At 54.3% G+C, this 24,130-nt stretch carries 22 protein-coding genes; 14 read left to right on the plus strand and 8 right to left on the minus strand.

The window, feature by feature from the left end; all coding sequences use genetic code 11:
• Window positions 1-88: 88 nt before the first annotated feature.
• From CPA50_RS03485 to CPA50_RS03505, 5 genes are all read left to right on the plus strand, one after another.
• Window positions 89-346 carry a hypothetical protein gene (locus tag CPA50_RS03485; RefSeq protein WP_096781071.1) on the plus strand — a complete coding sequence of 86 codons (258 nt, stop codon included), beginning with the start codon at window positions 89-91 and terminating at the stop codon, window positions 344-346.
• Window positions 347-436: 90 nt separating this feature from the next.
• Window positions 437-730: a hypothetical protein gene (locus CPA50_RS03490; RefSeq protein WP_096781072.1), complete on the plus strand. Its 294-nt coding sequence runs from the start codon at window positions 437-439 to the stop codon at window positions 728-730.
• A 257-nt stretch (window positions 731-987) separates the two neighbouring features.
• Window positions 988-3,018: a PhoX family protein gene (locus CPA50_RS03495; protein ID WP_096781073.1), complete on the plus strand. Its 2,031-nt coding sequence runs from the start codon at window positions 988-990 to the stop codon at window positions 3,016-3,018.
• A 227-nt stretch (window positions 3,019-3,245) separates the two neighbouring features.
• Window positions 3,246-4,886: a methyl-accepting chemotaxis protein gene (locus CPA50_RS03500; protein ID WP_096781074.1), complete on the plus strand. Its 1,641-nt coding sequence runs from the start codon at window positions 3,246-3,248 to the stop codon at window positions 4,884-4,886.
• Window positions 4,887-4,957: 71 nt separating this feature from the next.
• The gene (locus tag CPA50_RS03505; RefSeq protein ID WP_096781075.1) at window positions 4,958-5,329 is read left to right on the plus strand and encodes a DUF4870 family protein; all 372 of its coding nucleotides are present in this window, start codon (window positions 4,958-4,960) and stop codon (window positions 5,327-5,329) included.
• A gap of 23 nt (window positions 5,330-5,352) precedes the next feature.
• Here CPA50_RS03505 and CPA50_RS03510 read toward each other — a convergent pair whose 3' ends face one another.
• The 5 genes from CPA50_RS03510 to CPA50_RS03530 all read right to left on the minus strand — a co-directional run bounded on the left by CPA50_RS03510 (window position 5,353) and on the right by CPA50_RS03530 (window position 11,840).
• Window positions 5,353-6,633: an MFS transporter gene (locus CPA50_RS03510; RefSeq protein ID WP_264753985.1), complete on the minus strand. Its 1,281-nt coding sequence runs from the start codon at window positions 6,631-6,633 to the stop codon at window positions 5,353-5,355.
• A gap of 176 nt (window positions 6,634-6,809) precedes the next feature.
• The gene (locus CPA50_RS03515) at window positions 6,810-7,910 is read right to left on the minus strand and encodes a DUF1513 domain-containing protein (protein WP_096781077.1); all 1,101 of its coding nucleotides are present in this window, start codon (window positions 7,908-7,910) and stop codon (window positions 6,810-6,812) included.
• A 13-nt stretch (window positions 7,911-7,923) separates the two neighbouring features.
• Entirely contained in the window at window positions 7,924-8,979 is a 1,056-nt protein-coding gene (locus CPA50_RS03520; RefSeq protein WP_096781078.1) for an imelysin family protein, read from the minus strand.
• Window positions 8,980-8,990: 11 nt separating this feature from the next.
• A complete protein-coding gene (locus CPA50_RS03525; protein WP_096781079.1) occupies window positions 8,991-10,406 on the minus strand; it encodes a di-heme oxidoredictase family protein in 1,416 nt (471 codons plus the stop codon).
• A 135-nt stretch (window positions 10,407-10,541) separates the two neighbouring features.
• Window positions 10,542-11,840 carry an imelysin family protein gene (locus CPA50_RS03530; RefSeq protein ID WP_179397147.1) on the minus strand — a complete coding sequence of 433 codons (1,299 nt, stop codon included), beginning with the start codon at window positions 11,838-11,840 and terminating at the stop codon, window positions 10,542-10,544.
• A gap of 482 nt (window positions 11,841-12,322) precedes the next feature.
• Between CPA50_RS03530 and CPA50_RS03535 the strand changes: the two genes are divergently transcribed.
• Genes CPA50_RS03535 through CPA50_RS03545 form a run of 3 tightly spaced genes read left to right on the plus strand, consistent with a single transcriptional unit; the run spans window position 12,323 to window position 15,263 of the window.
• Complete coding sequence (locus CPA50_RS03535; protein ID WP_096781080.1) at window positions 12,323-13,162, plus strand: 23S rRNA (adenine(2030)-N(6))-methyltransferase RlmJ; 840 nt, start codon at window positions 12,323-12,325, stop codon at window positions 13,160-13,162.
• Window positions 13,163-13,176: 14 nt separating this feature from the next.
• A complete protein-coding gene (locus CPA50_RS03540) occupies window positions 13,177-14,451 on the plus strand; it encodes a hypothetical protein (RefSeq protein WP_096781081.1) in 1,275 nt (424 codons plus the stop codon).
• Window positions 14,452-14,459: 8 nt separating this feature from the next.
• Window positions 14,460-15,263, plus strand: coding sequence for a mechanosensitive ion channel family protein (locus CPA50_RS03545; RefSeq protein WP_227519478.1), 804 nt, complete (start codon window positions 14,460-14,462; stop codon window positions 15,261-15,263).
• Window positions 15,264-15,351: 88 nt separating this feature from the next.
• Here CPA50_RS03545 and CPA50_RS03550 read toward each other — a convergent pair whose 3' ends face one another.
• On the minus strand, window positions 15,352-15,750 hold the full coding sequence (locus CPA50_RS03550; RefSeq protein ID WP_096781082.1) for a DUF4168 domain-containing protein: 399 nt from the start codon (window positions 15,748-15,750) through the stop codon (window positions 15,352-15,354).
• A gap of 189 nt (window positions 15,751-15,939) precedes the next feature.
• On the opposite strand from CPA50_RS03550, the gene CPA50_RS03555 reads away from it, so the two are divergent.
• Genes CPA50_RS03555 through CPA50_RS03570 form a run of 4 tightly spaced genes read left to right on the plus strand, consistent with a single transcriptional unit; the run spans window position 15,940 to window position 20,024 of the window.
• The gene (locus CPA50_RS03555; RefSeq protein ID WP_096781083.1) at window positions 15,940-17,412 is read left to right on the plus strand and encodes an ATP-binding protein; all 1,473 of its coding nucleotides are present in this window, start codon (window positions 15,940-15,942) and stop codon (window positions 17,410-17,412) included.
• Complete coding sequence (locus tag CPA50_RS03560) at window positions 17,409-18,848, plus strand: sigma-54-dependent transcriptional regulator (RefSeq protein ID WP_096781084.1); 1,440 nt, start codon at window positions 17,409-17,411, stop codon at window positions 18,846-18,848. The genes CPA50_RS03555 and CPA50_RS03560 overlap by 4 nt, the downstream gene beginning before the upstream one ends.
• A complete protein-coding gene (locus CPA50_RS03565) occupies window positions 18,848-19,753 on the plus strand; it encodes a DMT family transporter (protein ID WP_096781085.1) in 906 nt (301 codons plus the stop codon). The genes CPA50_RS03560 and CPA50_RS03565 overlap by 1 nt, the downstream gene beginning before the upstream one ends.
• A 16-nt stretch (window positions 19,754-19,769) precedes the next feature.
• On the plus strand, window positions 19,770-20,024 hold the full coding sequence (locus CPA50_RS03570; RefSeq protein WP_096782317.1) for a GIY-YIG nuclease family protein: 255 nt from the start codon (window positions 19,770-19,772) through the stop codon (window positions 20,022-20,024).
• On the opposite strand, the gene CPA50_RS03575 is transcribed toward CPA50_RS03570, so the two are convergent.
• Window positions 20,002-20,895 (minus strand): alpha/beta hydrolase, encoded by an 894-nt coding sequence (locus CPA50_RS03575; protein ID WP_096781086.1) that lies wholly within the window; start codon window positions 20,893-20,895, stop codon window positions 20,002-20,004. The genes CPA50_RS03570 and CPA50_RS03575 overlap by 23 nt on opposite strands.
• Before the next feature lie 79 nt (window positions 20,896-20,974).
• Between CPA50_RS03575 and CPA50_RS03580 the strand changes: the two genes are divergently transcribed.
• Window positions 20,975-21,991 carry an alpha/beta hydrolase gene (locus CPA50_RS03580; RefSeq protein WP_096781087.1) on the plus strand — a complete coding sequence of 339 codons (1,017 nt, stop codon included), beginning with the start codon at window positions 20,975-20,977 and terminating at the stop codon, window positions 21,989-21,991.
• 64 nt (window positions 21,992-22,055) lie between these two features.
• On the plus strand, window positions 22,056-22,712 hold the full coding sequence (locus CPA50_RS03585; RefSeq protein ID WP_096781088.1) for an OmpA family protein: 657 nt from the start codon (window positions 22,056-22,058) through the stop codon (window positions 22,710-22,712).
• Between the two features lie 102 nt (window positions 22,713-22,814).
• Here the strand turns inward: CPA50_RS03585 and serA are convergent, their stop codons facing one another.
• Window positions 22,815-24,044: a phosphoglycerate dehydrogenase gene (gene serA, locus CPA50_RS03590; protein WP_096782318.1), complete on the minus strand. Its 1,230-nt coding sequence runs from the start codon at window positions 24,042-24,044 to the stop codon at window positions 22,815-22,817.
• Window positions 24,045-24,130 lie beyond the last annotated feature (86 nt).

Here is a 24,130-nt window from a genome sequence, read left to right on the forward strand (position 1 = left end):
AAAATGACAAAAAGCAATTAATTGGCAGAGTCTCAGGATCTGAACCAGACTTTCAGGACAAAACAATAAATATAAGGATGGACAGGCCATGACAGCTCCGAATACTTCGTTTTCTGCAGCTCCCGGCGAGGTCCTTGAAAGGCTTCGGGAATATGTATCCAGTGCGCAGCTTCTGGAGATTGTGTACCGCGACGGCGCAGGGCAGGTCTGTATGGCTCATGATGCAGTGCGTGATGTGTTCAGTCGGGCTGGTCAGGATTTTATTCTTCTCAGGCGTGGGATCATGTTGCCGTTTGACCGGGTACTGATGCTTGACGGTCAGAGAATTTCTGGCGTGGCCGGTTAAATAAAAGGTAATCGGCAGGTAATTGTGTGGCACCGGACATGTCCGTACCCTGTTTACGGTTGCAAACGTTTACCAACAGAGGGATATGTTATGAACAAGTTAACTCTCAGCGCACTTCTTATGTTTTTGACTTTGGGGCTTGCTGCCTGCAGCTCCGAAGATAATGAGGGGGCCGATTTTGGCAAGGCCGCTGACAACGCTGAAGAAATGATGGACGATGCCGGCAACTCGGTCGAAGAGACCTACGAGGAAGCTACAGGCCAGGACGAAGGCGTAATGGGTGAAATGAAGGAAGGTGCTGAAAATGCCGGCGAAGAAATGGGCGATGCTGCTGAGGATGCAGGCGACGCTATCGAAGAAGGTTATGATGAAATAACCAAATAAGGTTCTTCGTTTTTAGATCCCGGAAGAGGGCGGCCATGAATTTTCAGGCCGCCCTTTTTGTTTTCAGGGAATCGGATCCGGTTTATTTATAACAGTACTGATCAGTCTGCAAGGCAGGAGTGGACCAGTTCTGAGTTGGCATCAGGATTAACCATTCTGTCTTTTTAGTGTCTCTATATTGTCATGCTTCTCGCTAACACTGTGCTCTCGGAAACACACCCGTTTGTTGAGCATCGAGAGACAAAGAGAGACATAACATGGCCAAACATCACATAGATTCCAATTATCTGGACCCTGACTACGAACCGGTAGTTAACCATTCTGATAACACACCTTTTCATGAAGTTATGGCTGCCCGCATGCAGCGACGTACTGTTATGAAGGGTGGCGTAGGGGCTGCGTTGGCCAGCATCATGGGAGTTAGCCTTGCCGGTTGTGGCAGCAGTGATAGCAAAAGCTCCGGAACAACCGGGGGGAGCAGTTCGTCGTCAACCGAGCTGGGCTTCAAGGCTGTACCTGTCTCCAGCGCAAATACTGTAGTTGTTCCTGAGGGATACAGTTCCGAGGCATTCCTGCCCTGGGGAACACCGATCACCGGTTCCTATCCCGAATATCGTGCCGATGGCACCAATACCGGCGCCGAGCAGGAGCAGCAGGTAGGCATGCATCATGATGGCATGCACTTTTATCCGATTGATCTGAAGAGTGGCGGCAGTGCCTCTTCCGAAGGACTCCTGGTGATGAACCACGAGTACATTAACCAGAGCGCATTGCACGCTAATGGCGCTACTGATTCGGGTGATAACGGTGGTTTCCGCCCTGCTGATGAGGTCCGTAAGGAGATTGCGGCCCACGGTGTCTCGGTAGTGCACATCAAACAGAACAGCGAAGGTAAATGGGATGTCGTTTTCGGCAGCCCCTATAACCGTCGCATCACCGGTGGTACAGCTATGGATCTCCGCGGGCCTGCTCGCGGATACAGCAAGCTGGTAACCCCATACAGCCTTAATGCCACTGAAACTCGTGGAACTCTGAATAACTGCTCTATGGGGCCTACTCCCTGGGGCACATACCTGACCGCGGAAGAAAACTGGCATGGCTATTTCGCCACCAGTGCGGCAGACCGGCCCCGTGAGTATGTCCGTCATGGCGTGGGCAGCAGTTCCCGGTACGATTGGGAGCTGGCGGATAGCGGTCTGGATCAGTACGTGCGTTTTAACGTCACGCCACAGGATGGTGGCACAGCCGAGACGGACTACCGGAATGAGGCCAACACCTTCGGCTATATGGTTGAGATCGACCCGTTTGCACCAGAGAGCAAGCCCCAGAAGCGCACAGCTCTTGGTCGGTTTGGCCACGAGGGTGTCATCTTCGCACCTGTTACGGAAGGTCAGCCGGTTGTCTGCTACTCAGGCGATGACTCCCGTTACGAATATATCTACAAATTTGTTACTGCCCGGCCCTACAACGCAGCCACGGCGAATGGTTCGTTGCTGGACGAAGGTACTCTGTACGTTGCCAGATTCAACGACGACGGCTCCGGCGAATGGCTTACCCTGTCTCTGGATGATGCGGGTTTTGCATCCAAGGTGGCCGCTGCAGAAGGAACGGAAGTGGGCCGCAGTGGAATATTGTTTGCCGGTTTCGAAAACCAGGCCGATGTGATCGTCAATACCCGCCTTGCAGCTGATATTGCTGGCGCTACTCCGATGGATCGCCCTGAGTGGGGGGCTGTTGATCCCAACTCCGGGGAAGTGTATTTCACCCTGACGAACAACAGTCAGCGGACTGAAGCAGAAACTGACGCCGCGAATCCGATCGTGGAGAACCGCAACGGGCACATTATTCGTTGGAAGGAAGCTGGTAACGATCATGCCGCTACCGCATTCGAGTGGGATATTTTCGTGTTCGCAGGTGAGCAGGGAACGGAAACCTCTGTCGATGGCGATGTAGTTGTTTCTTTGACAGATGACAATATCTTCAACAGCCCGGACGGTCTCTGGTTTGACTACAATGGTGTCCTCTGGATCCAGACTGACGGTTACAGCAACGATACCTACGGCAACCAGATGATGCTTGCAGCGAATCCGGAAACCCGGGAAATCCGCCGGTTCTTTGTTGGCCCTTCTGGATGTGAGGTTACTGGTGTAGTAACGACTCCGGACAGCAAAACCATGTTTGTGAACATTCAGCACCCTCGAAGCAACTGGCCCAATGCCAGTGAGGACCGCCCCCGTGATGCCACTGTGATAGTTACCCGTGACGACGGTGGTGTAATCGGCGCCTGATTTTCACTTTCAGACTGCCAGAAAATACCGCAAACCCGGCCTGCATCGTAACTGTGTGAGCCGGGTTTGCGGTTTTTTGTTTCAGAAATGTATTCCCCCGCCGATAAGCTGAAAAAATACACTAAAGTATCAGTTATTAATTTTTGGCTGTTCTCTAGTCTCCGATAGTCCGTTATGGCCTTAAATAACAAAATGTTTGCAAAAGCAACAATAAAGAAGAGGTTTGTATGGCGTTGTTGGACCGTGCTTCAATCATATGGGGAATGGCGATTGCGGTTATTTTTGCAGTCGTCTGTGCGCTGGTGGCGCAGGTGTTAGGTCTTGACCTTGCGTCAATACTGATCGGACTTGTGGTTGGCCTTGTGGGCGCCAGTGGGTTCATTATTGTTCGGGTTCTCGGGCCGGCAGAACTTGGGCTTAAAGCTCTTAATGATGGAACTCTTGCGGATGATCATCCGCTTCAGACTCAATGCCAACAGTTGATTTCAGATGCCAAAGCCGGGCGTGCACTGATAGAAACTCTCTCGGGAAGTGCTGACAGGAACGCCATTTCTGCCGCTCAGGTGTCCCATGCCGCAGACCAGCTAAAGCTGCGCCTGGACCTTCAGGTTCAGGAAACTGCCCAGATGGCGGATTACGCGGGACAGATTACTGAAACTGTCAGGGAGTCTTCCCAGCAGGCCACCAACGCTGCCACCATGGCTCTGCAAAACAGAGAAGCCAGCACAGAAGGGCGGGAAGCGCTGACAACAGCAATTGACAGCATACGGGAAGTGCATGAGCAATCCAGTGAGAATCTGCGCCTGATCCAGGCACTGAATGAAAAATCCAACAAAATTCAGGGTGTAACCACCACTATCCAGAGCATTGCGGAGCAGACTAACCTGCTGGCGCTCAATGCAGCCATAGAAGCTGCCCGGGCAGGAGACCAGGGGCGCGGCTTTGCGGTGGTTGCGGATGAAGTCAGGCAGTTGGCTGGTCGTACCGCCCAGGCCACCGGTGAGGTTGCCGAAACACTGCAGGAAATCCGGTCAGATACAGTACTGATCGTCAGTCGCATTGAGGATCTTGCCCGGAGTGTCGAGGAAGGGCTTGCGTCGGTCGAGACGGTGGGCGAACGGCTTGACCAGATACGGGATCAGTCAAATCGTGTTCAGCAGCAGGTGGCACGCATTGCCGAGATAGATCAGGCCAATGAGATCAGCCTGACACACGTGTTCTCAGCCATTGAAACCGTCAGGGACCAGATCTCGGAGAGTGATGACAGTGTTGCCTCAATGGCGGAGCAGGCATCCACATTGATGGAGCTTGCAGAAGTGGCTAATGCGGCGTTTGCGCTGAACAGTGGCTCAAGTTATCACAGGTTCTTCTACGATCAGGCGCGAAGTGGTGCAGAGCAGATTGGCCGGATGTTTGAGGAGGCTATCCGCGAAGGCACGCTGACTGAAAGCAGGTTGTTTGATAAAACGAGAACTCCGATCCCGGGCACTCAGCCGGCGAAATACTCAAGCAGTTTCGACTCTTTTACCGACAAGAGCCTGCCTGTTGTGCAGGAACGGATAAAAGAGTCGCATCCGGCGCTGGTTTACGCGGCGGCGCAGTCACCGGATGGGTATATACCTACTCATAATCGTGAGTTCGCCCACGAACTTACCGGTGACCCTGAGGTTGATCTGATGCGCAGCCGGAGTAAGCGGCTGTTCAGAGACCGAACGGCTATTCGTTGTGGTAGTCACAAAGAGAACATGTTGCTGCAAACATACCGCCGCGATACAGGTGAGATCATGCACGACCTTGCTGTTCCAATCTATGTAAATGGCAGGCACTGGGGTGGTCTCCGACTTGGATATCGTCCGGACAATCACTGACCGCAGAGGCGGGAAGCCCGCGCGAGGGGGTGTGTTAAACTTTCAGCTTACATTGGAAAAGGAGAAGTGCTTTGGCTGACCCGGAATTTATTCCTGTCGAACTGGAGACGGATGAAGTGTCACGCAGGTCTGATCCCGTGCGCAATCTCGCCGTTGCCGTTTATATTCTTCAGGGGCTTTCGTTTTTTCTGGGTGGCATTACCGCACTGGTTGGGGTGATCATCAATTACGTCAAGCTGGACGATGTCCGCAACACATGGGTGGAGCCCCATTTTCGCTGGCAGATCCGTACTTTCTGGATAGGACTGTTATGGAGCGTTATCGGTATTGTGACCACCTTTCTGATTGTCGGATGGTTCATTCTCCTGGGTATATCGATCTGGTTCATCTATCGCATTGTAAAAGGTGCCCTGGCACTGAATGATGGCAAGGCACCTGTCTGAACCGTCTCCCGGCGACATACAAATCAGTCGTCGGTTACTTCCTTTAACCGAAGTGCGCTGAATGTCCCGGCCAACCCCATAAGTCCGAGTACCAATATGACTGCGGCGTCTGAGATCAGTGAAATCAACGCCGTAAACCCTCCGGTCACCAGTAATAAAATGCCTATCACGGTGTTGCTGACTGCGGTGTAGTCTGTGCGCTTGTTGCCACCAGCCATATCCACCAGATAAGTTTTTCTGCCCAGTCTGACGCCTGCATGGGCAATGCTCAGCACAAAGAAAGCCAGGGGATAAAACCAGCCGTTGCCCAGACCTGTGCCTGCAAACATGGCAGTAAAACCAACCAACAGGCATACAGTGCTGGCGATAGCAGCCCCGCGAATCATGACTCTGCGGCTGGACGAGTCGGCCATCCAGCCCCAGAAACTGGCAGATACAGAGCTGGCCAGACTGCTTGCCAGAAGAAACACGCCCAGCAGCAAGGCTGTATCAGATTCTTTCTGGGCCAGAACGACAAAATAAGGCGAGGCAAGAGCCGAGCATAGTAACAGTGCGCGGGTAATTACGAAGTTCCTGAAAGGGGCGTCGTCCCGCAGCAAAGACAGGCTTTTGAATGCTTCTCTGATGGCGTTGCCACCACCACTGGTTTCCCCTTCCTGTTCTTTCACGCCGGCAAACAGAAACCCGGCAATAATCCAGAGTGCAGCCGCCAGCAAAAGAAGAAGGCTGTAAAAGGCGAGAGTGGGGTCGCCCCGTTCCCAAAACAGTAATACCGTCAGAATAACTGTAGCAGTGCCTCCAATGGTGGTGGCCAGGCCCGAAAGCCTGCCGCGGCGGGTTTTCGGAACGCATTTCCCCTGGACGTCTTTCATGGCAACTGAGCAGAAACCTCGTGACAGGGAAAACAGAATCAAGGCGCCTACAATACCGCTGCCGGCGGTATAGCCTTCAAGAAACCAGACGCACGCGGCCATGCCAGTAACACTTACTGCCTGCCCAAAGCTTCCCAGCGTCCAGAACCATTTACGCACAGGTTTACGACGAACCCAGGCCGCAATTATCATCTGCGGCACCATGGAGCCTGATTCCCGGATGGGTACAAGCCAGGCTACGAGAGCAGGTGCTCCAACGGCACTCATCAGCCACGCCAACACTGTTTTGGGGCTGATCAACAGGTCGCCCAGCTTGGTCAATACGTTGGCAGCAAGAATCAGGAAAAAATTGCCGGGTACTGCACTGCAGGCTTCTGCCGGAATATCTTTACAGACCCGCGCATCTTCCTCGTTGGCGATCAGGCTATACAGCCGTTCAACAGACTGCCCAAGAGCATGGGCTGACGCCTGAGTGCTTTCTTCCGAGGGGGGGGTGTTCGGTGTGGGGTTCTGTTGCTGCGACAAGCTGTCGTCCTCCGGAAAATGGAGAACCAAGGATACCAGCCCCGCCGGTACCCCTGAACCCTGACGTACATATCCGCGTCCTGTTATACCAGGTGGTGATCCCACTGCACCGGCATGCTGGCGATTTCTCTGGCTGGCTGCCCCTTCCCAATGCGAACCAGCTTGCCGCGACCGGAGGAGACCAGAAAGTCGCCACCGGCCAGGGCTTCGACTCCGGCGCAGTCTGCAATAGAAGCCTGTTCAAGCACTTTTCCTGAACGGCCATTAAAGACCAGTGCCGTGCCACCAATAGGGGAGGCTATAGCAACCAGATCATTTTCAGGGTGCGCAACAATACTGGCGATATAGTTGCCCAGTTTCCGGTGCACTGATTCTCCAAGATCAATCTCTTCATAGCGGCCCTTACTGTAGCGCGCTATAAGTGGAGGTAGTTCATGGGCCGGGCCCTGATACTGATATGCAGCATAAATAGTGCCGTCTGGCGCGACATCCACATGCCGGGTGCTCAGTTGGTGGTGGGAGGGGCTGAATCTGCCGATAGTTGCTCCTGATTGGCTGTCTACCAGAACCAGTGCAGGCTTCATGGAGTCCAGGTTGAGCTTGATGCGGTCGTAATCCGGGTGGGTCAGGATTCCCCCCAGCCCTACTATGAGCGTTCGTCCGTCCGGGTGCAGGGTAAGCTGGTGTGGGCCTGTGCCGTGCAGTTCAAAGGTGTTCACCCGTTGATAGTTTTGCTGGCTGTCATAGACCGCAACAATACCTTCGCCAGGATCGTAGCGGCTGGCTGTCGCATAAAGAAACCGTCCGTCCCGGGAGAATACGCCGTGCCCTACGAAGTGTTCACCTTCGGCAGCCTTTATGTGATGCAGGCGTTCGCCGGTTTTGCTGTTGAGCACATAAAATGACCAGCCCGGGCGGCGCTCAAAGAACAGCACCTCGGCTGTTCCGGGGCGATTGCAGCCACTGTGGCAGCGAGTACTTACCGGTGCCTGCCAGAGCATTGTTCCGTCTGGTGCAATTGCGCCTACAGCGAAATTACCACCGGGTAGGCCTATGGCGCCGGTATATTGCTGCACGCCTTTGCTGGAAGCTTTTTCGGGCAACATGCTGCAACCGGTTAGCGTGATTACTGCACCACCAGCCAGCGCCGCTTTGATCAGGCTTCTGCGAGTCAGTTCAGGCATGTACAGGGCTCCTTCAGTCACCGTCACTGGAATTGAAGCCGCGTACGATGCCAAGCTCAACGGCGGCTCTGTCGTTTACCAGCGCTGCCAGTTGGGTAATGTCGATATAGAGGCTTTGAAGTGATCTGAACTCGTTGTCGTCAGCCAGCAATAGCGCCATCGGCCGGTTCAGCTCCGGAAAGTTGGCCAGCACTTCGTCAAACTGCTGTTCGATGTCCTGGGCCAGTTCGGGCTGCTTCCGGTCATGGAGCAGGCTGGAAAACGCCGGCAGGAAGTAGTTTTTCAGTCCCCGCACGCTGGCTTCGGCGGCAATCAGGCTTGTTCCGCTGCGCCAGGCATCCGCGTTGTATACAGAACGTTTTCCGTTGCCACGCAATCCCATAGGAGCGGCCAGGCGGCGTTCTTCAAGAATTTCCAGTCCAGCCATGGCTGCCTTGATTGTTGTATCCGTGTACTGGGCATTGCCAGCGTAGTTACTCTGAAAGTCATTCCAGTCACGGGCCAGATTTTTACTGTTGTCGGCAATGTGATTGGTTACCGCAACCAGGAGCTTGCAGGTGTGCTCTGCGGGAAGTGCTCTGTCACTGGTATTGAATGCCTGGTCGTACAAAATAAATTCGGCCATTGGAAAGCCTTGTACAGCGACACCGGATTGGCTTATCAGCTCGGGTGTAAGCGGTGCATCATCTTTCAGCAGGAACGATGCCTTACGGGCCACCAGGTTTTTCGGATCCGGCCAGAACTGGAGCTGCCAGGCGCGATTTCCCTGTTCTACCGGGCCGAAATCAACAAAGCGGACTTCCTGCCAGGCAAGAAATGCGTCCAGCCATGCTTTCTTCGTTTGCTTGAGCTCCTCGCCGGAAGGAGCTTTGCAGTATGTTTCTGCCTGATCTTTGAGTGCCCGACTCTGTTCCGCCAGGGTCTGATATCCGACATAAATGTCGCTGTGCCATTGTTTTCGATAGTCTGTGTCCTGATCGCCAGCGGGGCTGCCAGCTGCCGCAGCTAAAGGTGAAATGGCCAGTGACAAGCTAAGGCAAAGGGAAACAGAAGATATCATGCGCTTCATATCGGGCTCCGTTAAAGCGAATTCAGGAAGTCGAGCAGAGCCCGACGGTTTTCGGCACTGAACTCGCTGAAGCGTGCTACAGCCGGGGCTGCTTCGCCGCCGTGCCATAGAATGGCTTCTTCCAGAGTTCGCGCCCGACCGTCATGGAGAAAGCCTGCTTGCGGATTTACTGTCTGTGCCAGACCAATGCCCCAAAGCGGCTGGGTGCGCCATTCATTCCCGTTAGCCAGGAATTCATCGCGGCCATCTGCCAGGGCTGGTCCCATGTCGTGCAACAGCATATCGGTATATGGCCAGATCGTCTGTTCACTCAGATCAGGACGGTCCGGGTCGATTCCGGTTGTGTGTCGGGGAGTGTGACATCCAGCGCATCCGGTTTCGTTAAACAGTTGTGCGCCTTTTTGTACAGAGGGATCTCCCATGTTACGTCGGGCAGGTACTGCCAGGCTCTTGGCATAGAAAGTAACAAAATTCGCAATCTTGTCGCTGACTTCTGGTTGGCCTCCATCCGTAAAACGATCACAGTTCTGTTCCGGTGTGCAGTCAGTGGTGGGCTTCAGGCTGGAGGTCAGCCCCATATCGCCGGCAAACGCGCCCATGCTCTGTTGGTGTACATTGGGTTCAGCGGCTTTCCAGCCGAAACGGCCAGGTACTGTCTGTCCGGTTGCGAGATCCCAGACCTTATTGAGCTTTCCTGATATGCCATCACCGTTTTTATCCTGCGGGTCAGCCAGCGCCTCAAGCTCAGCACTCGGGATAGCTTCCAGTAACCCCATGCCAATCATGGGTGGTGCAACCCGGGGAGAGATCAGAAGGTCATCAGGCAGGGGGCCGTAGTTAGGGTTTTCGATGGTGTATGTGGGCTCACGCAGCTCTACCTTTGTACCGTCAGCCAGTGTTTTGGTTACGGTCTTCCAGGTAAGCACCATATCGGCTTCCGGTTTCGCGGCAGGCAGGGCTGCTGTCTGCAACTGGCTGCCATATACAGGTGCCGGTTTGAAACCGTGGGTACGCAGAATCTCGGCATCAATCTCCGGGTCAGCCGGTACGGCCAGACGCAGGAACAGGGACACAGGCGGCTCGTCGACACCAGGAGGGTGGCCGCGACCGTCTTTGACGTGGCAGCCCTGGCATGAGTTGGTGTTAAGCAGGGGGCCTAATCCATCCCGTGCTGTAGTGCTGGCCGGTGCTTCAACCCAGGGGTTGCGGAAAAAACTGTTACCAACGCTGAAGTCCAGGCGTTTGGTCATCGACAGGTTGCCCTGGGGCAGGGAGTAGGCATTGGTATCGAATTGCCTGACTGTGCCATCGCCTCCGGTATTTTCATTATCCTGTAGCGGAAAACCGGCGTGGGTACTGGCATGGGTCGAAAGGCTGATGCCGAACAGCAATGGCAGCAGCGCATTCAGTAGTCGTTTTCTGGTCATCATTTCTCACCGCACAATTGAATAAGCCATGGAGAAACCGCTCTTTTCAAAGCAGGCTGTCCATGGCTCGTTCTTATTATATGAATACCGGGGGCCAACTGTGCCCCCGGATATTTTCCCTATGCAGGGCTTTTATCAGAAAGCGTGGCCGGCATCATCCGGTGACAGGGCTTCGATACCCAGTTCGCGGGCAGCTTGCTCGATAGAGCCTGTCTGCTCGACCAGAGCCATGATGGCCCCGTTTACAATGCTTGAACCTTTTGTGTTACCCGGTGCAATCATCATATCAAATGTCATAGGGGCCTGGCTTGATTCTGCCTTGGATTTCATCACACCCAGCGCTTTCATTGAAGCTTCAAGCTCGGCCTCAAGGCGTGCATCCAGCTCCGGGTTGCTCTGTGCTACCAGGTCAGACAGGGACGGGCCGGATACCAGGCTGCCATCTACACGGCGATAGTCGCCGGTATAGACATTCTGTATGCCCTGGCCGTTGTAGTAATGGGAGTTATGAGTGTTATCGCTGAAGCAGTCGTGTTCGTCTTCGTATGAGTTGGCTTCAAGAGCTACTTTCATACGTTCGCCTGCGAGTTCGCCCAACGACAGGGAGCCCATGCCAAACAGCATTTTCTGCACGCCTTCGTCTGCGTCGGCAGTCATAAGCTGGCTGCGATAGTTATCAGAGGCATCTGGAGCCCATTGGGCGACCATCCACTCCAGATCGGAGATCAGAAGGTCGGTAACCGCGTCGAGATACTCTCCCCGGCGTTCGCAGTTGCCATTGGTGCAGTCAGCTCCTGTGGCGTAGTCGGTTATTGGACGCTGGCCGTTGCCTGGCTCAAAGCCTTGCAGATCCTGACCCCACAGCAGGAATTCGATGGCATGATAGCCAGTCGCTACGTTTGCTTCCGAACCGCCTATCTCATTCAGGTCGGCAAGCAGTTCCGGTGTCAGGACTGTCACATCAAGGGTTTCGCCGCCTACATTGATGCTTTTGCTGGCAATGATATTGGCAGTCGCACCGGCGTTGCCCAGTTCATACTGGTAATCGTCGGCTTGTACGTAGTCGATCAGACCTTCATCCAGCGGCCAGGCGTTCAGCTGACCTTCCCAGTCGTCGACAATAGTATTGCCAAAACGGAACACTTCAGTTTGCTGGTAGGGTACGCGCGCCGCAAGCCATGCTTCTTTGGCCGCCTTCATGTTGGCTTCAGTCGGGTTGGCAAGAAATTTGTCTGTGGCTTTATCCAGCGCTTTGGCTGTGATGAGTGCGTCTTGATAGCCGGCGTAAGCCAGATCTGCATAATGCTCGACAACCGAAGCTTTGGTGGCAGCTTGCGTTGCTGCTGAGTCTGATTGGGCTGTAAGGGCGCAGCCAGCGCTCATTGCGGCAGCAATGGTGAGTGCCAGAGGGGCTGGTCGAAACATTGTTTTCATTGAAAACTCCGGGTGCAAGAACAGTTATGGTAATAGGATGTATTATCGTTCGTATTATGTTGGCTAAAACGTCACAACGCAAGACTGCTTTGTCTGCGGTCAGCACAGGAGTGGCCAGCACACACAAATAATAAAAATTAATGAGAATCATTTGCAAATAAAATTGGTAGTGCTAAATTCTGACCTGAACATGGTCTTGGTTCGGAGAGAAACAACATGAGTAGATCAGCGATTCAGCTAGCAGGTTCTTCAAAAAGTGTTTTCTCGGCGTGGCAGTCGCTACGCAAATCGGTTGACAGGGACAGTGGACAGCGCGGGAGTCATGACGGAGACACTGGCACACGGTCGCCTTCCGGTACCAGCCGCACAGGCTGAAGCTCAGCCGGAACCCCTTATCCATAAGGGACGTGTTTTCAGGCACTCTGCCTTGCACAGAGGGCGTGCGCTCGGGCTTAATGGTTCCTGATTACAGGAGCCTACCTATGCTGAGTTACCTTCACGCTTTCCATGCGGGAAATTTCGCTGATGTTCAGAAGCATGCAGTGTTAACGCTTGCTCTTTCTATGATGCAGGCCAAGCCATCCGCGATTGCCTGTTTCGATACCCACGCGGGTAGTGCTGTTTATGATCTTGAAAGTGAGCGCGCCCGGAAAACAGCGGAAGCCGATGCGGGCGTGCAAAAACTCTGGGCCAGCCGGAATGGTTTAGTGTCCAGCGACTGGCAGCCGGTTATGCAGATGCTGTCGCGCCTCAACGCGGGCGAGGGTCGTCTCACGGTTTATCCTGGTTCACCTGCCTGGATTCGCCAGTTTCTGCGCCCGGGTGATGCATTGACAGCTTTTGAGCTCCATCCTGCTGAAAGTGGTCAGCTTGCTGACTGGGCTACAGAGCATGGTGCCCGGGTGCTGCACGAAGATGGTCTGAAAGGGCTGTTACGGCGCCTGCCTCCCTCGCAACCCAGATTGCTGACGTTGATTGATCCTTCCTACGAAATCAAATCCGAATACCTTGATGTTGCAGATACCTTGCAGAAAGCATGGCAGAAATGCCGCCATGGGGTTTATCTTATCTGGTATCCGGTGCTTACCAGCCATTTGCAAACTGCGCTGAAACAGGCCGTCAAGGATAGCTCGCTGCGCAAGGTGTGGTGCAGTGAAGTTCATCTCAGAATGCCCCCTGAGCGTGGCATGACCGGCTCTGGCATGTTGGTGGTCAATCCGCCATGGGGGTTTGGCGATCGTTTTTCTGCCATGATTGAAGATATTGCCGGTGACCAGGCACTGGGCATTTCCCATGAGTGCAGCTGGTTGATCCCGGAATAAGCCAAGGAGTCGTTTTGAAGGACAAAGCCAAGGAGAATAAGGACGATCCCTGCCTTCCCGGTGGGCTGGTTCCCGTGGATCAGTGGGTACTCCCGCAGACATCTGTGCGGCGTTCGCTCAAGGATGCTATTCGTCATGCCCTCGAACAGTTGCGCGCCGGCGTGTCACAGGCTGAGGAACCCTTCGAGAGCATGGATGAATTGCCGGAACTGTCTGCTGCCCAGAAGCGACGGCTGGCGCCCGAGCCAGGCTACGCTGACCAGGCTGCCGCTATAGCATGCGGGCTTGAAGCTGCACGAAAGGATGGCTCGCTCAGCCGCGAGGTTGTTTTCCTGGTCGCGCCACCTTTTTCTGGCGTACAACAGGCCCTTGCATGCTTTTCCGGGTCCGGACAGTCAGGCTCGATTGAAGGTGGAGGTGAAGAGTGGGAAATCATTTTACCTCCGGATGCCCTGTCATTTGATGATCAGGAAGCCAGCGAATGGTGGGACAGGCAGGATTTATCACGGCCCTGGGTAATTCCCGAACTTGCAGACTTCTGGCTCCGGTGCCTCTCCGGCCTGGCGCTGGTCAAGGAGTTGTTTCGCCGGATCGCAAATGGCGACACGGGCACGGGCATTGTTGGCTGCTCTAGCTGGTGCTGGCGATACTGGGGCCAGTATCTTGAGAATGCCCAGATGTCACCCTGGACGCCCGCGCCTATGGATGCAGAGCGTTTGGGTGTCTGGTTCACGCGCCTGGCATCGGGTAGTGGTGATCGCGTCGTGACAGCAAGAATGACCAGCGATGGCCAGTATGTGCTGCCCCTGGCGAAACCTGACGACACTGAAAAACGAAAATACAGCACTTTTCTGCGTGATCTGGCTGCCTTGTCCAGAGGGAATCCCGGTGTTGCTCTGGCTATCTGGCAGAGATCATTGCGGGCCCGGCCAGATGATGACGCCAAACTGGAAGAGGCCGATGAAAAGCCGAAGACGCAAAGCTGTGCAGCCGATTGCTGGGTGGTGCCGCTGGCCCGGCTAAGCCTTCCTGCTATGCCGCAAAGCAAGGAGAGTGTCACTGGCTTTGTGCTTCATGGATTGTTGTTGCACAACGGCCTGGATATGGGCTCACTGGAGACGGTGACTGGTGTTTCTGTTTACGAACTCAGTCTTGTTCTGTCACGCCTGGGTCGCGCAGAACTGGTGGTTTGTGACCAGACAAGTAAACGCTGGAGCGTGACACCTATCGGTTACCCCACCGTCAGGCGTCACCTGCAGAGCTGGGGTTTCCCGCTTGATCAGTTCTAGGAGTTCTAATGATCGATGATCTTGGAATCAAGGATGCCTTTGCCTCGATAACGGGGCAGGCACTGCTACAGGCTTTATTCGTTATCGTGATCGCTTCACTGATCACTATGGCAATTCAGAAAGTGTTTCCCCGGGTCGCTGAAAAACTCGGTGGCAAACCGCGTTTATACCTTCTGGCGTCTGTACCCTTGCTGCGCCTCCTGATTATTCTCTCCACGATTGTCATTGTGGTGCCTATTCTGGTTGAGCCTTCATTTGAAAATATGGTCGCGATCTTTGGTGCTCTGGCGCTGGCTCTTGGCTTTGCTTTCAAGGATTACGCCAACAGTCTGATTGCCGGCATTGTGACCCTTTATGAAATGCCTTATCGCCCTGGCGACTGGATTGAGATTGATGGGCAATATGGCGAGGTGCGGGCCATAGGTACGCGTGCAGCCGAGATTGTTACACCCGACGATACGGTTGTGATCATCCCTCACAACAAGTTGTGGAACTCTCTGATTGCCAACGGCAACGATGGAACTGATAACCTGATGTGCGTGGCTGATTTTCATCTTGAAGCGAACCACGATGTCAGCCGGGTGCGGGATTTGCTCAGGGATGTTGCGTTTACCAGCCCACGAACAAAGACCTGGCAGCCTGTGCTGGTGATCGTATTTAATAAGCCCTGGGGTATGCACTATCGCCTGAAGGCATACCCGTTTGATCCAAAAGAGCAGTTCCAGTTCATATCCGAACTTACGGCCCGTGGTTCAGCGGAGTTGGCGCGGCAGGGTGTAAAGTTTGTTTCCGTGCCCGTTGCTGTTAACTGACTTGCGAAAACTACCCTTGTTTTCACACAAAAAGCCCCGCAATTGCGGGGCCATGCTGACAAACAGCCTGTCCGGCTTCGACCGGTATTTACATCAGTGCTTCGATACGGTTACGTACCTTCGGTTCGCTGCTGTAGGCTGTTGCAATGGCGTTATAGGTCGGGATATCCATGCCCGAACCTTCAATAACTGAAACCATCTCGTCGTTAGCTTCCATCTGCAGTTCCTGTGCTTTTTCCTGTGAATCTGCTGACTCGATTTTCTCTATGTATTCTTCCCGGACTTTCGTGATGCCTTCCTGTGCGCCAATGAACTTCTTCAGCTCTGCGTCGGTATAGTCGGTTTTCTGAGTGCCCGCAGCAGCAGGGTTGGTGTATCCGCTGGATTCCCCGGTTGTGGCAGGGCTTTGTGGGTTTTGTTGCGCCAGGGCCGGGCCAGCAGCAAGCAGGGCAATGGATGCAGTAATGGATACAAGTAGCTTGTTCATAGTCGTCATCTCCTGTTTCATTTGCAGTCTTCCGGAACCAATCAATCCCTGTGCCAGGTTTTGATATATAATAAAACCCTTAAATAACAATTGGTTGGCATTTGTTCTTGGTTAATCTCAGGTAATGATGGTTGTGGCTAAATGCCACATGTGGCAGAAATGTGTGGCAGTTAAGTCACTGGAGACAAAATGAAATCTTCTCTGAGAAGCGCGGGCCAGGTTTTCGGGTCGATACAGCTAACTCTGGTGTTGAGCATTGTGGTGCCTTTGCTGGCTATCAGTGGTCTTGCAATCTATCTGGGAGTTGGTGCCGTCGAAAAAGCCTTGAATGATCGCCTGCAGGAAGATCTGGAGCTGGTCGCCCGGGCCGCCAGAGGCCCGCTTTCCCGGGCTATGCAGGAAAATGATGAGTTGGTGATCGGCGATTCCCTCAGGTCGATTTTCAGGATTGGTCGTGTGTCGGGGGCGTCGGTCTTCGACGAAGATGGAGCGCGGGTTGCCAGTCTTGGTCTTGCTGATACTGATGTGGGCAACAGTGCCAGCGCGGAACAGGTCATCAATAGCGGCGAACTTGGGGGAGCCTTTCGCAGGGTGGACGGGCAGTCTGTCTTTTCACACTTTACACCTCTGGTAGCGGACGATGGCAGGATTCAGGGCTTGCTTCAGATAACCCGCAGGCGCAGCGACTTTCACGAGTTGCTGGCTTCAAGCCGCCTTTGGGCTGTCTCTATCTGGTCGGCGCTGGCGGTAACTATCATTCTGGTAGTGGTTCTTGGTCACTATGGTGCGGTTGGCCGCCATGTAAGCAAACTATTGAGTAACATGGCCGAGCTGGCTCCAGGCCATTGGCGTCTTGATACGGATCCATCCGGCCCGCGCGAATTGCGGCAGGTATACGGTGGCGTGCGGGACATGGGTGAACGCATGGCCCGGGCGGAGGAGGAAATACAGCAACGCGTAGCCAGAGAACGGGAGCTTGCTGAACGCCTGGAATACCAGGAGAAAATCGCCATGATCGGCCGCGTCGCTGGCGGTGTTGCCCATGAACTGGGTGCGCCCCTGAATGTGATCCAAGGGCGTGCCGATATTCTGGCTCGCCACGGACTTACCAGTGAGCAACGCCGGCAACTGGATGATATCAGCTGTCAGGTAGGGCGTATGACCACCATTATCCGGCAATTGCTGGACTGCTTCCGTCATGTACCTGATTCAAGAAGGCCGGTCAGCCTTGATGCTGTTCTTGAAGATGTGCTGGATCGTGCCGGTGAGGATGAAAAGTGCCGTGGCAAGCGTTTGCTGAGCCAGGGTTTTGATGTGGGTGCGAGGGTAAAAGCGGAGCCCGTCAGGCTGGAACTGGCGTGTCTGAACGTGGTGCGCAATGCGTGTCAGGCCGCACGCTCGGAGGTTGTTTTATCCTTGCATCATAAATCTGATGAGTGGGAAGTGCGGGTAGATGACGATGGTCCGGGAATAGCGATGGAAAAACGGGAGGCTGTCTTCGAACCCTTCTACAGTACCCGGGCAGCGGGTGAAGGCACTGGCCTGGGGCTGGCGGTTGTCAGTAGCGTATTGAAGGAGCACGGTGGCCGGGCTGAAATAGGAAGTAGTGAATCCGGAGGTTGCAGGATGAGCCTTTTCTGGCCAGTGGAGGAAACCGTATGAGCGAGAACAAGGCAAAGATTCTGTTGCTGGAAGACGATAGCAGTCTGGGCCTGCTGTTGAGTGAGGAGCTTGAGCTTGATGGTTATCGGGTCACACGTGCAGGAACAGTAGAGGAAGCTTGCCGGTTGCTCTCCGCAGACACGCCGGACCTGGTTGTTTCAGATCTCCGCCTTCCTGACGGTGATGGGCTGGAGCTTCTGAAGGCAGCACAGATGAATGGTCACAGCCTGCCTTTTATCGTCATTACGGCATTCGGAACGGTCGATCAGGCCGTTGATGCACTGAAAGCCGGAGCAGATGATTTTCTCACCAAGCCCCTATCTACGGACCACTTGCGCCTGAAAATACACCGGCTGTTAACTCAGGCCGATCTTACCCGGCAGTTGGAACAGTTTCTTTCACAAAGCGGGACTGATGAGACTCTTGGTCTTATTGGTGAGCATGAAAGCATGGTCCGGCTCCGGTCTGAAATCCGGCAGATAGCCCGTAGCGAAGCTGCCGTTCTGATCTGTGGTGAAAGTGGAACCGGTAAGGAGCTCGTTGCGAGGGCTATTCACGGGTCCAGTGAGCGGAGTTCCGGGCCTTTTGTGGCAGTGAATTGTGCAGGTATCCCTGGTGAACTCATGGAAAGCGAGTTCTTCGGTCACGAAGCGGGAGCTTTCACCGGAGCGCGCCAGGCCCGGAAGGGCCTGTTCTCCGAGGCTCATGGGGGCACATTGTTGTTGGATGAAATAGGCGAAATGCCACTGGCTCTGCAGGCGAAACTGCTCAGGGTATTGCAGGAAGGCATGGTCAAACCGGTGGGCTCTGATCATGAAGAGCCTGTGGATGTCCGGATTCTGGCGGCAACCCATATGGATCTGCCCAAAGCAGTGCAGGACGGAAGCTTTCGTGAAGATCTCTATTATCGGCTGGAAACCCTGAGTCTTCGCATTCCGGCCCTCCGGGAGCGGGGCGATGATGTCGACCTGCTTGCCATGCATTTTATACGGGAAGCTGCCAGACGTCATAAGCGCGGATTTCTGAAAATCAGTGAGGTTACCTCCCGCGTGCTGATGGATTACCCGTTTCCGGGGAATGTCCGTGAACTGGCCAGCGCAATCGAAAGGGCGGTCACCTTTTGTGAGGGTGACACCGTTCAGCCTGATCATCTGCCCGAGCGGATCCGGAAGCGACAGGGTGGTGCTGTGAATCTGCAATCTGCCCGCCCGGATGACAACATCTCTGAATGGCCGACACTCGAACATCTGCAACAGGATTATGTGCGTGAGGTGATGCACGCGGTGAATGGTAACAAGCGCCGTGCTGCACAGATCCTGGGCATTAACCGGCGAACCCTTTATCGCTGGCTGGCCTCCAGCGAGCCAGTCAGCGATGGCAGTGGCGGGCCGGGTTCAGAGTACCCTGATGCGGGAACACCGCAGGGAGTGCACTGATGACCGATCAGAAAACGGCAATGCTGTATGGGCTGGGCACGGTTCTGCTCTGGTCTACTGTTGCCACAGCGTTCAAGCTGGCACTGGCGGATCTGGCGCCGGTACAGATGTTACTGGTGGCCTGCGCCTCCTCTGTGCTGGTTATGGCCGCCATCCTGTTGTTACAAAAACGCTGGCACCTGGTGTTTTCACTGAGCAGAAAACAGTACATTCAGTCTTTTGGTATGGGGCTGATCAACCCATGCCTGTATTACTTTCTCTTGTTTGGAGCCTTTGACCGGCTGCCTGCCCAGGAGGCTCAGCCTTTGAATTATACCTGGGCGCTGGTGCTCGCTTACCTGTCTGTGCCTTTTCTTGGGCATCGTCTGCGCAAACAGGACATTCTGGCCGGCCTGGTCTGCTATGCCGGGGTGGTCGTCATTGCGACGCGGGGCGCGGTTACCACGCTGGGGTTTTCGGATCCTCTGGGGGTTTCGCTGGCCATAGGCAGTACGCTTGTATGGGCGTCCTACTGGATCATTGCGACCCGCGATACCCGGGACCCTGTGGTAGGGTTGTTTCTGAACTTTCTGTTCGGTCTTCCGGTGATAGTGCTGATCTGCTGGTGGACAGAGGGGCTGGTGTTGCCCGTTACCGGATCGCTGGCCGCAGCGGTTTATGTGGGTACCTTTGAGATGGGTATCGCCTTTGTGCTCTGGTCTTACGCCATGAAAAAGGCCGAAAATACCTCAAGGGTGAGCAATCTGGTATTTATCTCGCCTTTCCTGTCTCTGGTGTTCATTTATTTTATTCTTGGCGAGCAGATTCTGCCGTCCACATACATTGGCCTGGTGATGATTGTGTCCGGTCTCTGGTTGCAGCAGAAAAAAGTGAAAGCCTGTAAAAGAGGGTTGGCGGGTGGCTAGCGGCTGGTTTGTTTATATGGTTCGTACTGCTAATGGCGCGCTTTATACCGGGATCAGCACAGATGTGCCCCGTCGTTTTTCCGAACATCAGGCAGGCGCCCCGAAGGGCGCGCGGAGCCTGAGGGGCAAGGGCCCGCTGGAACTGGTTTTCAGCTCGCCTGCGGGCGATCGCAGTCGCGCGTCAAAACTGGAATGGCATATCAAGCGCTGGCCAAAACAGCGCAAAGAGGCGCTTGTTATGGGCGAACTCAGTCTGCCTGATGCGCCCTGATATGGTCGCCTGCGGCTTTCACTGCAGTGGTGGCTCTTTCCAGCTGGCCGCTATGGATCTGGAACACGTGCCAAAGGCTGTTGAATACTTCGAGTTGTGTTGGTACACCGGCTTTACGGGCTGCATCCGCAAGTCGCTCCGCGTCATTCAGCAGAATTTCCTGGCTTCCGGCCTGTATCAGTATGGGGGGCAGTCCTTCAAAGTTGCCGAAAACGGGTGACAGCAGAGGATTGCGAAGGGATTCGTGTCCGGCATAGAGTTTTGCCGCTTTTGCCGTCCACTGTGCCTGTAACACGGGTTCGCACTCCGGTGAGTACAGTGCTTCCTGAGTGAGATCTGTCCAGGGCGAAAACACTGTAAGGGATGAGGGTAGCGGCTGGTCGCTGTCACGCAGGCGCATGGCCAGTGCAACAGCCAGGCCACCTCCGGCTGAGTCGCCGGCAATGGCAATTTGTCCGGGCGCAAACCCCTCATCAATCAGTGCCAGCCATACGGCTTCAGCGTCGTCGAGCGCAGCCGGGAAAGGGTGTTCTGGAGCAAGGCGGTAGTCCGGTGCAACCACCATGCAGCCGCTGGCTTTGGCCAGGTGCCCGGTGATGCCTCTGTGTGTGGCAGCAGATCCGATAATATAACCACCACCGTGAAGATAGAGTACTGCGCCGCGTGTAACCTGGCCGAAGGAACTCCTGATAACCGGGATGCCTGCCAGTGTATCTGACTGAAAGCGGCAGTCCCGGGGGGGAACTGAACTCCGGTAGGCCTGGCTTATCAGTTTGCGCTGAACAGAAACCGGTACTGCCGGGTGAAGTGTTGGCCTGACCACACGATTCATGATCTGGCGCAGTCCGGTTTCAAGAAGATGTTGCAACATCTGTGTTATGCCCCCGCTATGGGTTAGGATTGTGCATCGTAATTCGTATTATCTATTCATGACAGGCGCTTAACTCTACGTGTACTGGAAAACGGATACCATAGAAATACCGGACTGGAATCGCAAATCTTTGCTGAACAGGCTAGAGCCATTCGACCCTGATGAGCATAGAGAGCTTAGCGAGGAAATGGTGGCCTATTGCCGTTTTTATGGCCTTGACCTCTGGGTGGAACATCCGGAAGTTGCTTATCATCAGGGCTATGTGAAAGCAGGTCAGCATGAAGTTATGGTGCACTATTTCCGGCTGCCGGAGCCTTCTGCAGAACGGGGTACTGTGTTTATTCTTCATGGCTACTTTGATCATGTGGGTTTATACAGCCAGTTGATTGACCGCTGCCTCGGTGCCGGTTTTGACGTGCTTGCCTATGATCAGCCGGGCCACGGACTTTCCAGTGGAACGCCGGCAGCGATTGGCAGTTTCCTGGAATACCAGGGGGTTTTGTCAGAAGTTATTGCCAGTGTCCGCGAAAAAGTTCGCGGGCCATGGTTCGCCGTGGGCCAGAGTACAGGGGGCGGTATATTGATTGACTACCTGCTGTCTAACCACCATTCCCGGCAGACATCGGATTTCCGCAAAGTCGTTTTACTGGCCCCGCTGGTGCGTCCTGCTGGCTGGCTTGGTGCGAAGGTATTGCACTCTATGGCAAAGCCGTTTCTTTCCCGGTGGCAGCGAGTGTTTTCAGCCAACAGTGGTAACACCCGGTTTTTGCGTTTCCTGCGTGATCATGATCCGTTGCAGGCCAGGTCGGTGCATGTGGACTGGGTCAGCGCACTACGCATCTGGATACCGCACATTGAATCTGCCCGCCCCGTAGACTTCCCGGTTACGGTTGTTCAGGGCGAGAAAGATCAGACTGTAGACTGGCAGCACAATCTGAGAATTATCCGGAACAAGTTTGCATTGGTAGAGGAAGTGAGAATCGCCGACGGCCGTCATCATCTGGTCAATGAGGCGAAAGATTTGCAAGCGACCGTTTTCAATACGATTATTGATACGTTTGAACATCCGACGGTAGACGCTCTGGCTGACTCTTGAAGCCGTTACAAGAAGGCTTAGAGCTGAAAGGCGCCTGCAGAAAATACAGATACAGGAGAATGCTGTGAAGAAAACCATGCTTGCATTAGCAGTGACGACTATGGGCCTTGCCGGCTGCATGACTTATGACCCATACACTGGTGAGCAGAAGACCTCTGATGCCACTAAAGGCAGTATTATTGGCGCTATCGGTGGTGCGGCCATCGGCGCTGCAACCTCAAGCAAAAGCGATCGTGCTAAGGGTGCCCTGATTGGTGCGGCAGGTGGTGCAGCCATTGGTGGTGGTATTGGTTATTACATGGACCGGCAGGAAGCCCAGTTGCGGCAGAAGCTGGAGGGTAGTGGTGTTCGGGTTGTTCGCAACGGTGACCAGATCGAACTCATCATGCCCGGTAATATTACTTTTGACCTGAATCAGACTTCGATTCGGGGTGGTTTCACCGATACTCTCGAATCGGTTGCTCTGGTACTGAAAGAGTTCGACCAGACCATTATCCAGATCGAAGGTCATACTGACAGCTCCGGTTCGGACAGTTACAACCAGTTGCTCAGTGAACGCCGTGCTGGCTCGGTGCGGGATTTTCTGCTTAATCAGGGTATTGCGTCCAGCCGCACCCGTGCGGTGGGTTACGGAGAGCGCTACCCTATTGCTTCCAATGATACCGCTGCAGGGCGTGAGCAGAACCGTCGCGTAGAGCTGACGCTGGTTCCTATGCAGTAACGGGGCAGTAACGGGGCAGTAACGGGGCAGTAACCTGGTTCGGGTATTGCCGGCCATAAAAAAACCGGAGCAAAGGCTCCGGTTTTTTTATGGTGCTGTGGCTTAAAACAGTACGCGGCAGCGTATGGTGCCTTTTACCTGGAGCAGTTTCTCCAGGGCCAGCTCACCGTAGGCTTTATCCACATCAATTACGACATAACCAATGTCTTCTTTGGTCTGCAGGTACTGACCGCAGATGTTGATGCCATTCTCGGAGAATACCTGGTTGATTTCTGACATCACTCCGGGCACGTTCTCGTGAATGTGCAGCAGACGGTGCTGATTCGGATGCGAAGGCAGTGCAACTTCAGGGAAGTTGACTGACGACACGGAGGTACCGTTGTCGCTATACATGGTCAGTTTCTCGGCCACTTCACGCCCGATGTTTTCCTGGGCTTCGATGGTCGAACCGCCCACGTGCGGCGTGAGGATCACATTGTCGAACTCCCGCAGCGGGGAAACGAATTCTTCGTTGTTGGACTTGGGCTCAACGGGGAACACGTCAATTGCAGCACCCAGCAACTTGCCACTTCTCAGGGCGTCAGCAAGTGCATCAATATCAACAACGGACCCTCTTGACGCGTTCATCAGGATAGAGCCAGGCTTCATCTGGGCCAGTTGCTCTGCCTTGAACATGTACTTGGTGGCCGGTGTCTCCGGAACGTGCAGGCTCACAACATCAGCGATGTTAAGCAGTTCCTGCATCGTTCCTACCTGAGTGGCATTGCCGATGGAGAGCCTGGATACTACATCGTAGAAGTACACGTCCATGCCCAGGCTTTCTGCCAGAACACTGAACTGTGTACCTATGTTGCCGTAGCCAATGATTCCCAGCTTTTTGCCACGAATCTCGTAGCTGTCTTTTGCTGATTTCTGCCATTCGCCCCGATGCGCCTTGGCGTTTTTCTCTGGAACACCGCGCAGCAGGAGGATAGCCTGTGCAAGAACCAGTTCAGCAACGCTGCGGGTGTTGGAGAATGGGGCATTGAATACTGCGATGCCGCGACGGGTGGCTGCCTGGAGATCCACCTGGTTAGTGCCAATACAGAAGCAACCCACGGCGACCAGTTTTTTGGCTGCCTCGAATACTTTCGCAGTCAACTGAGTGCGCGAGCGAATACCGACAAAGTGCGCATCGGCGATTTTCTCAATCAGGTCTTCCTCGGCCAGGGAGTGACTGAGGTACTCAATGTTGGTGTAGCCTGCAGCATTCAGGGTATCCAGTGCGGACTGATGCACGCCTTCCAGCAGCAGAATGCGGATTTTGCTCTTTTCGAGAGACGTCGTTGACATGGGCTTTGCTTCCGAACCTTTCGTCGCATGAAGTGACCTGTAACCAGTCATCATCTGGGCTGGCTCACAGAACAGGGGCGGTATGA

This window comes from Marinobacter sp. ANT_B65, assembly GCF_002407605.1.
GTDB lineage: Bacteria > Pseudomonadota > Gammaproteobacteria > Pseudomonadales > Oleiphilaceae > Marinobacter.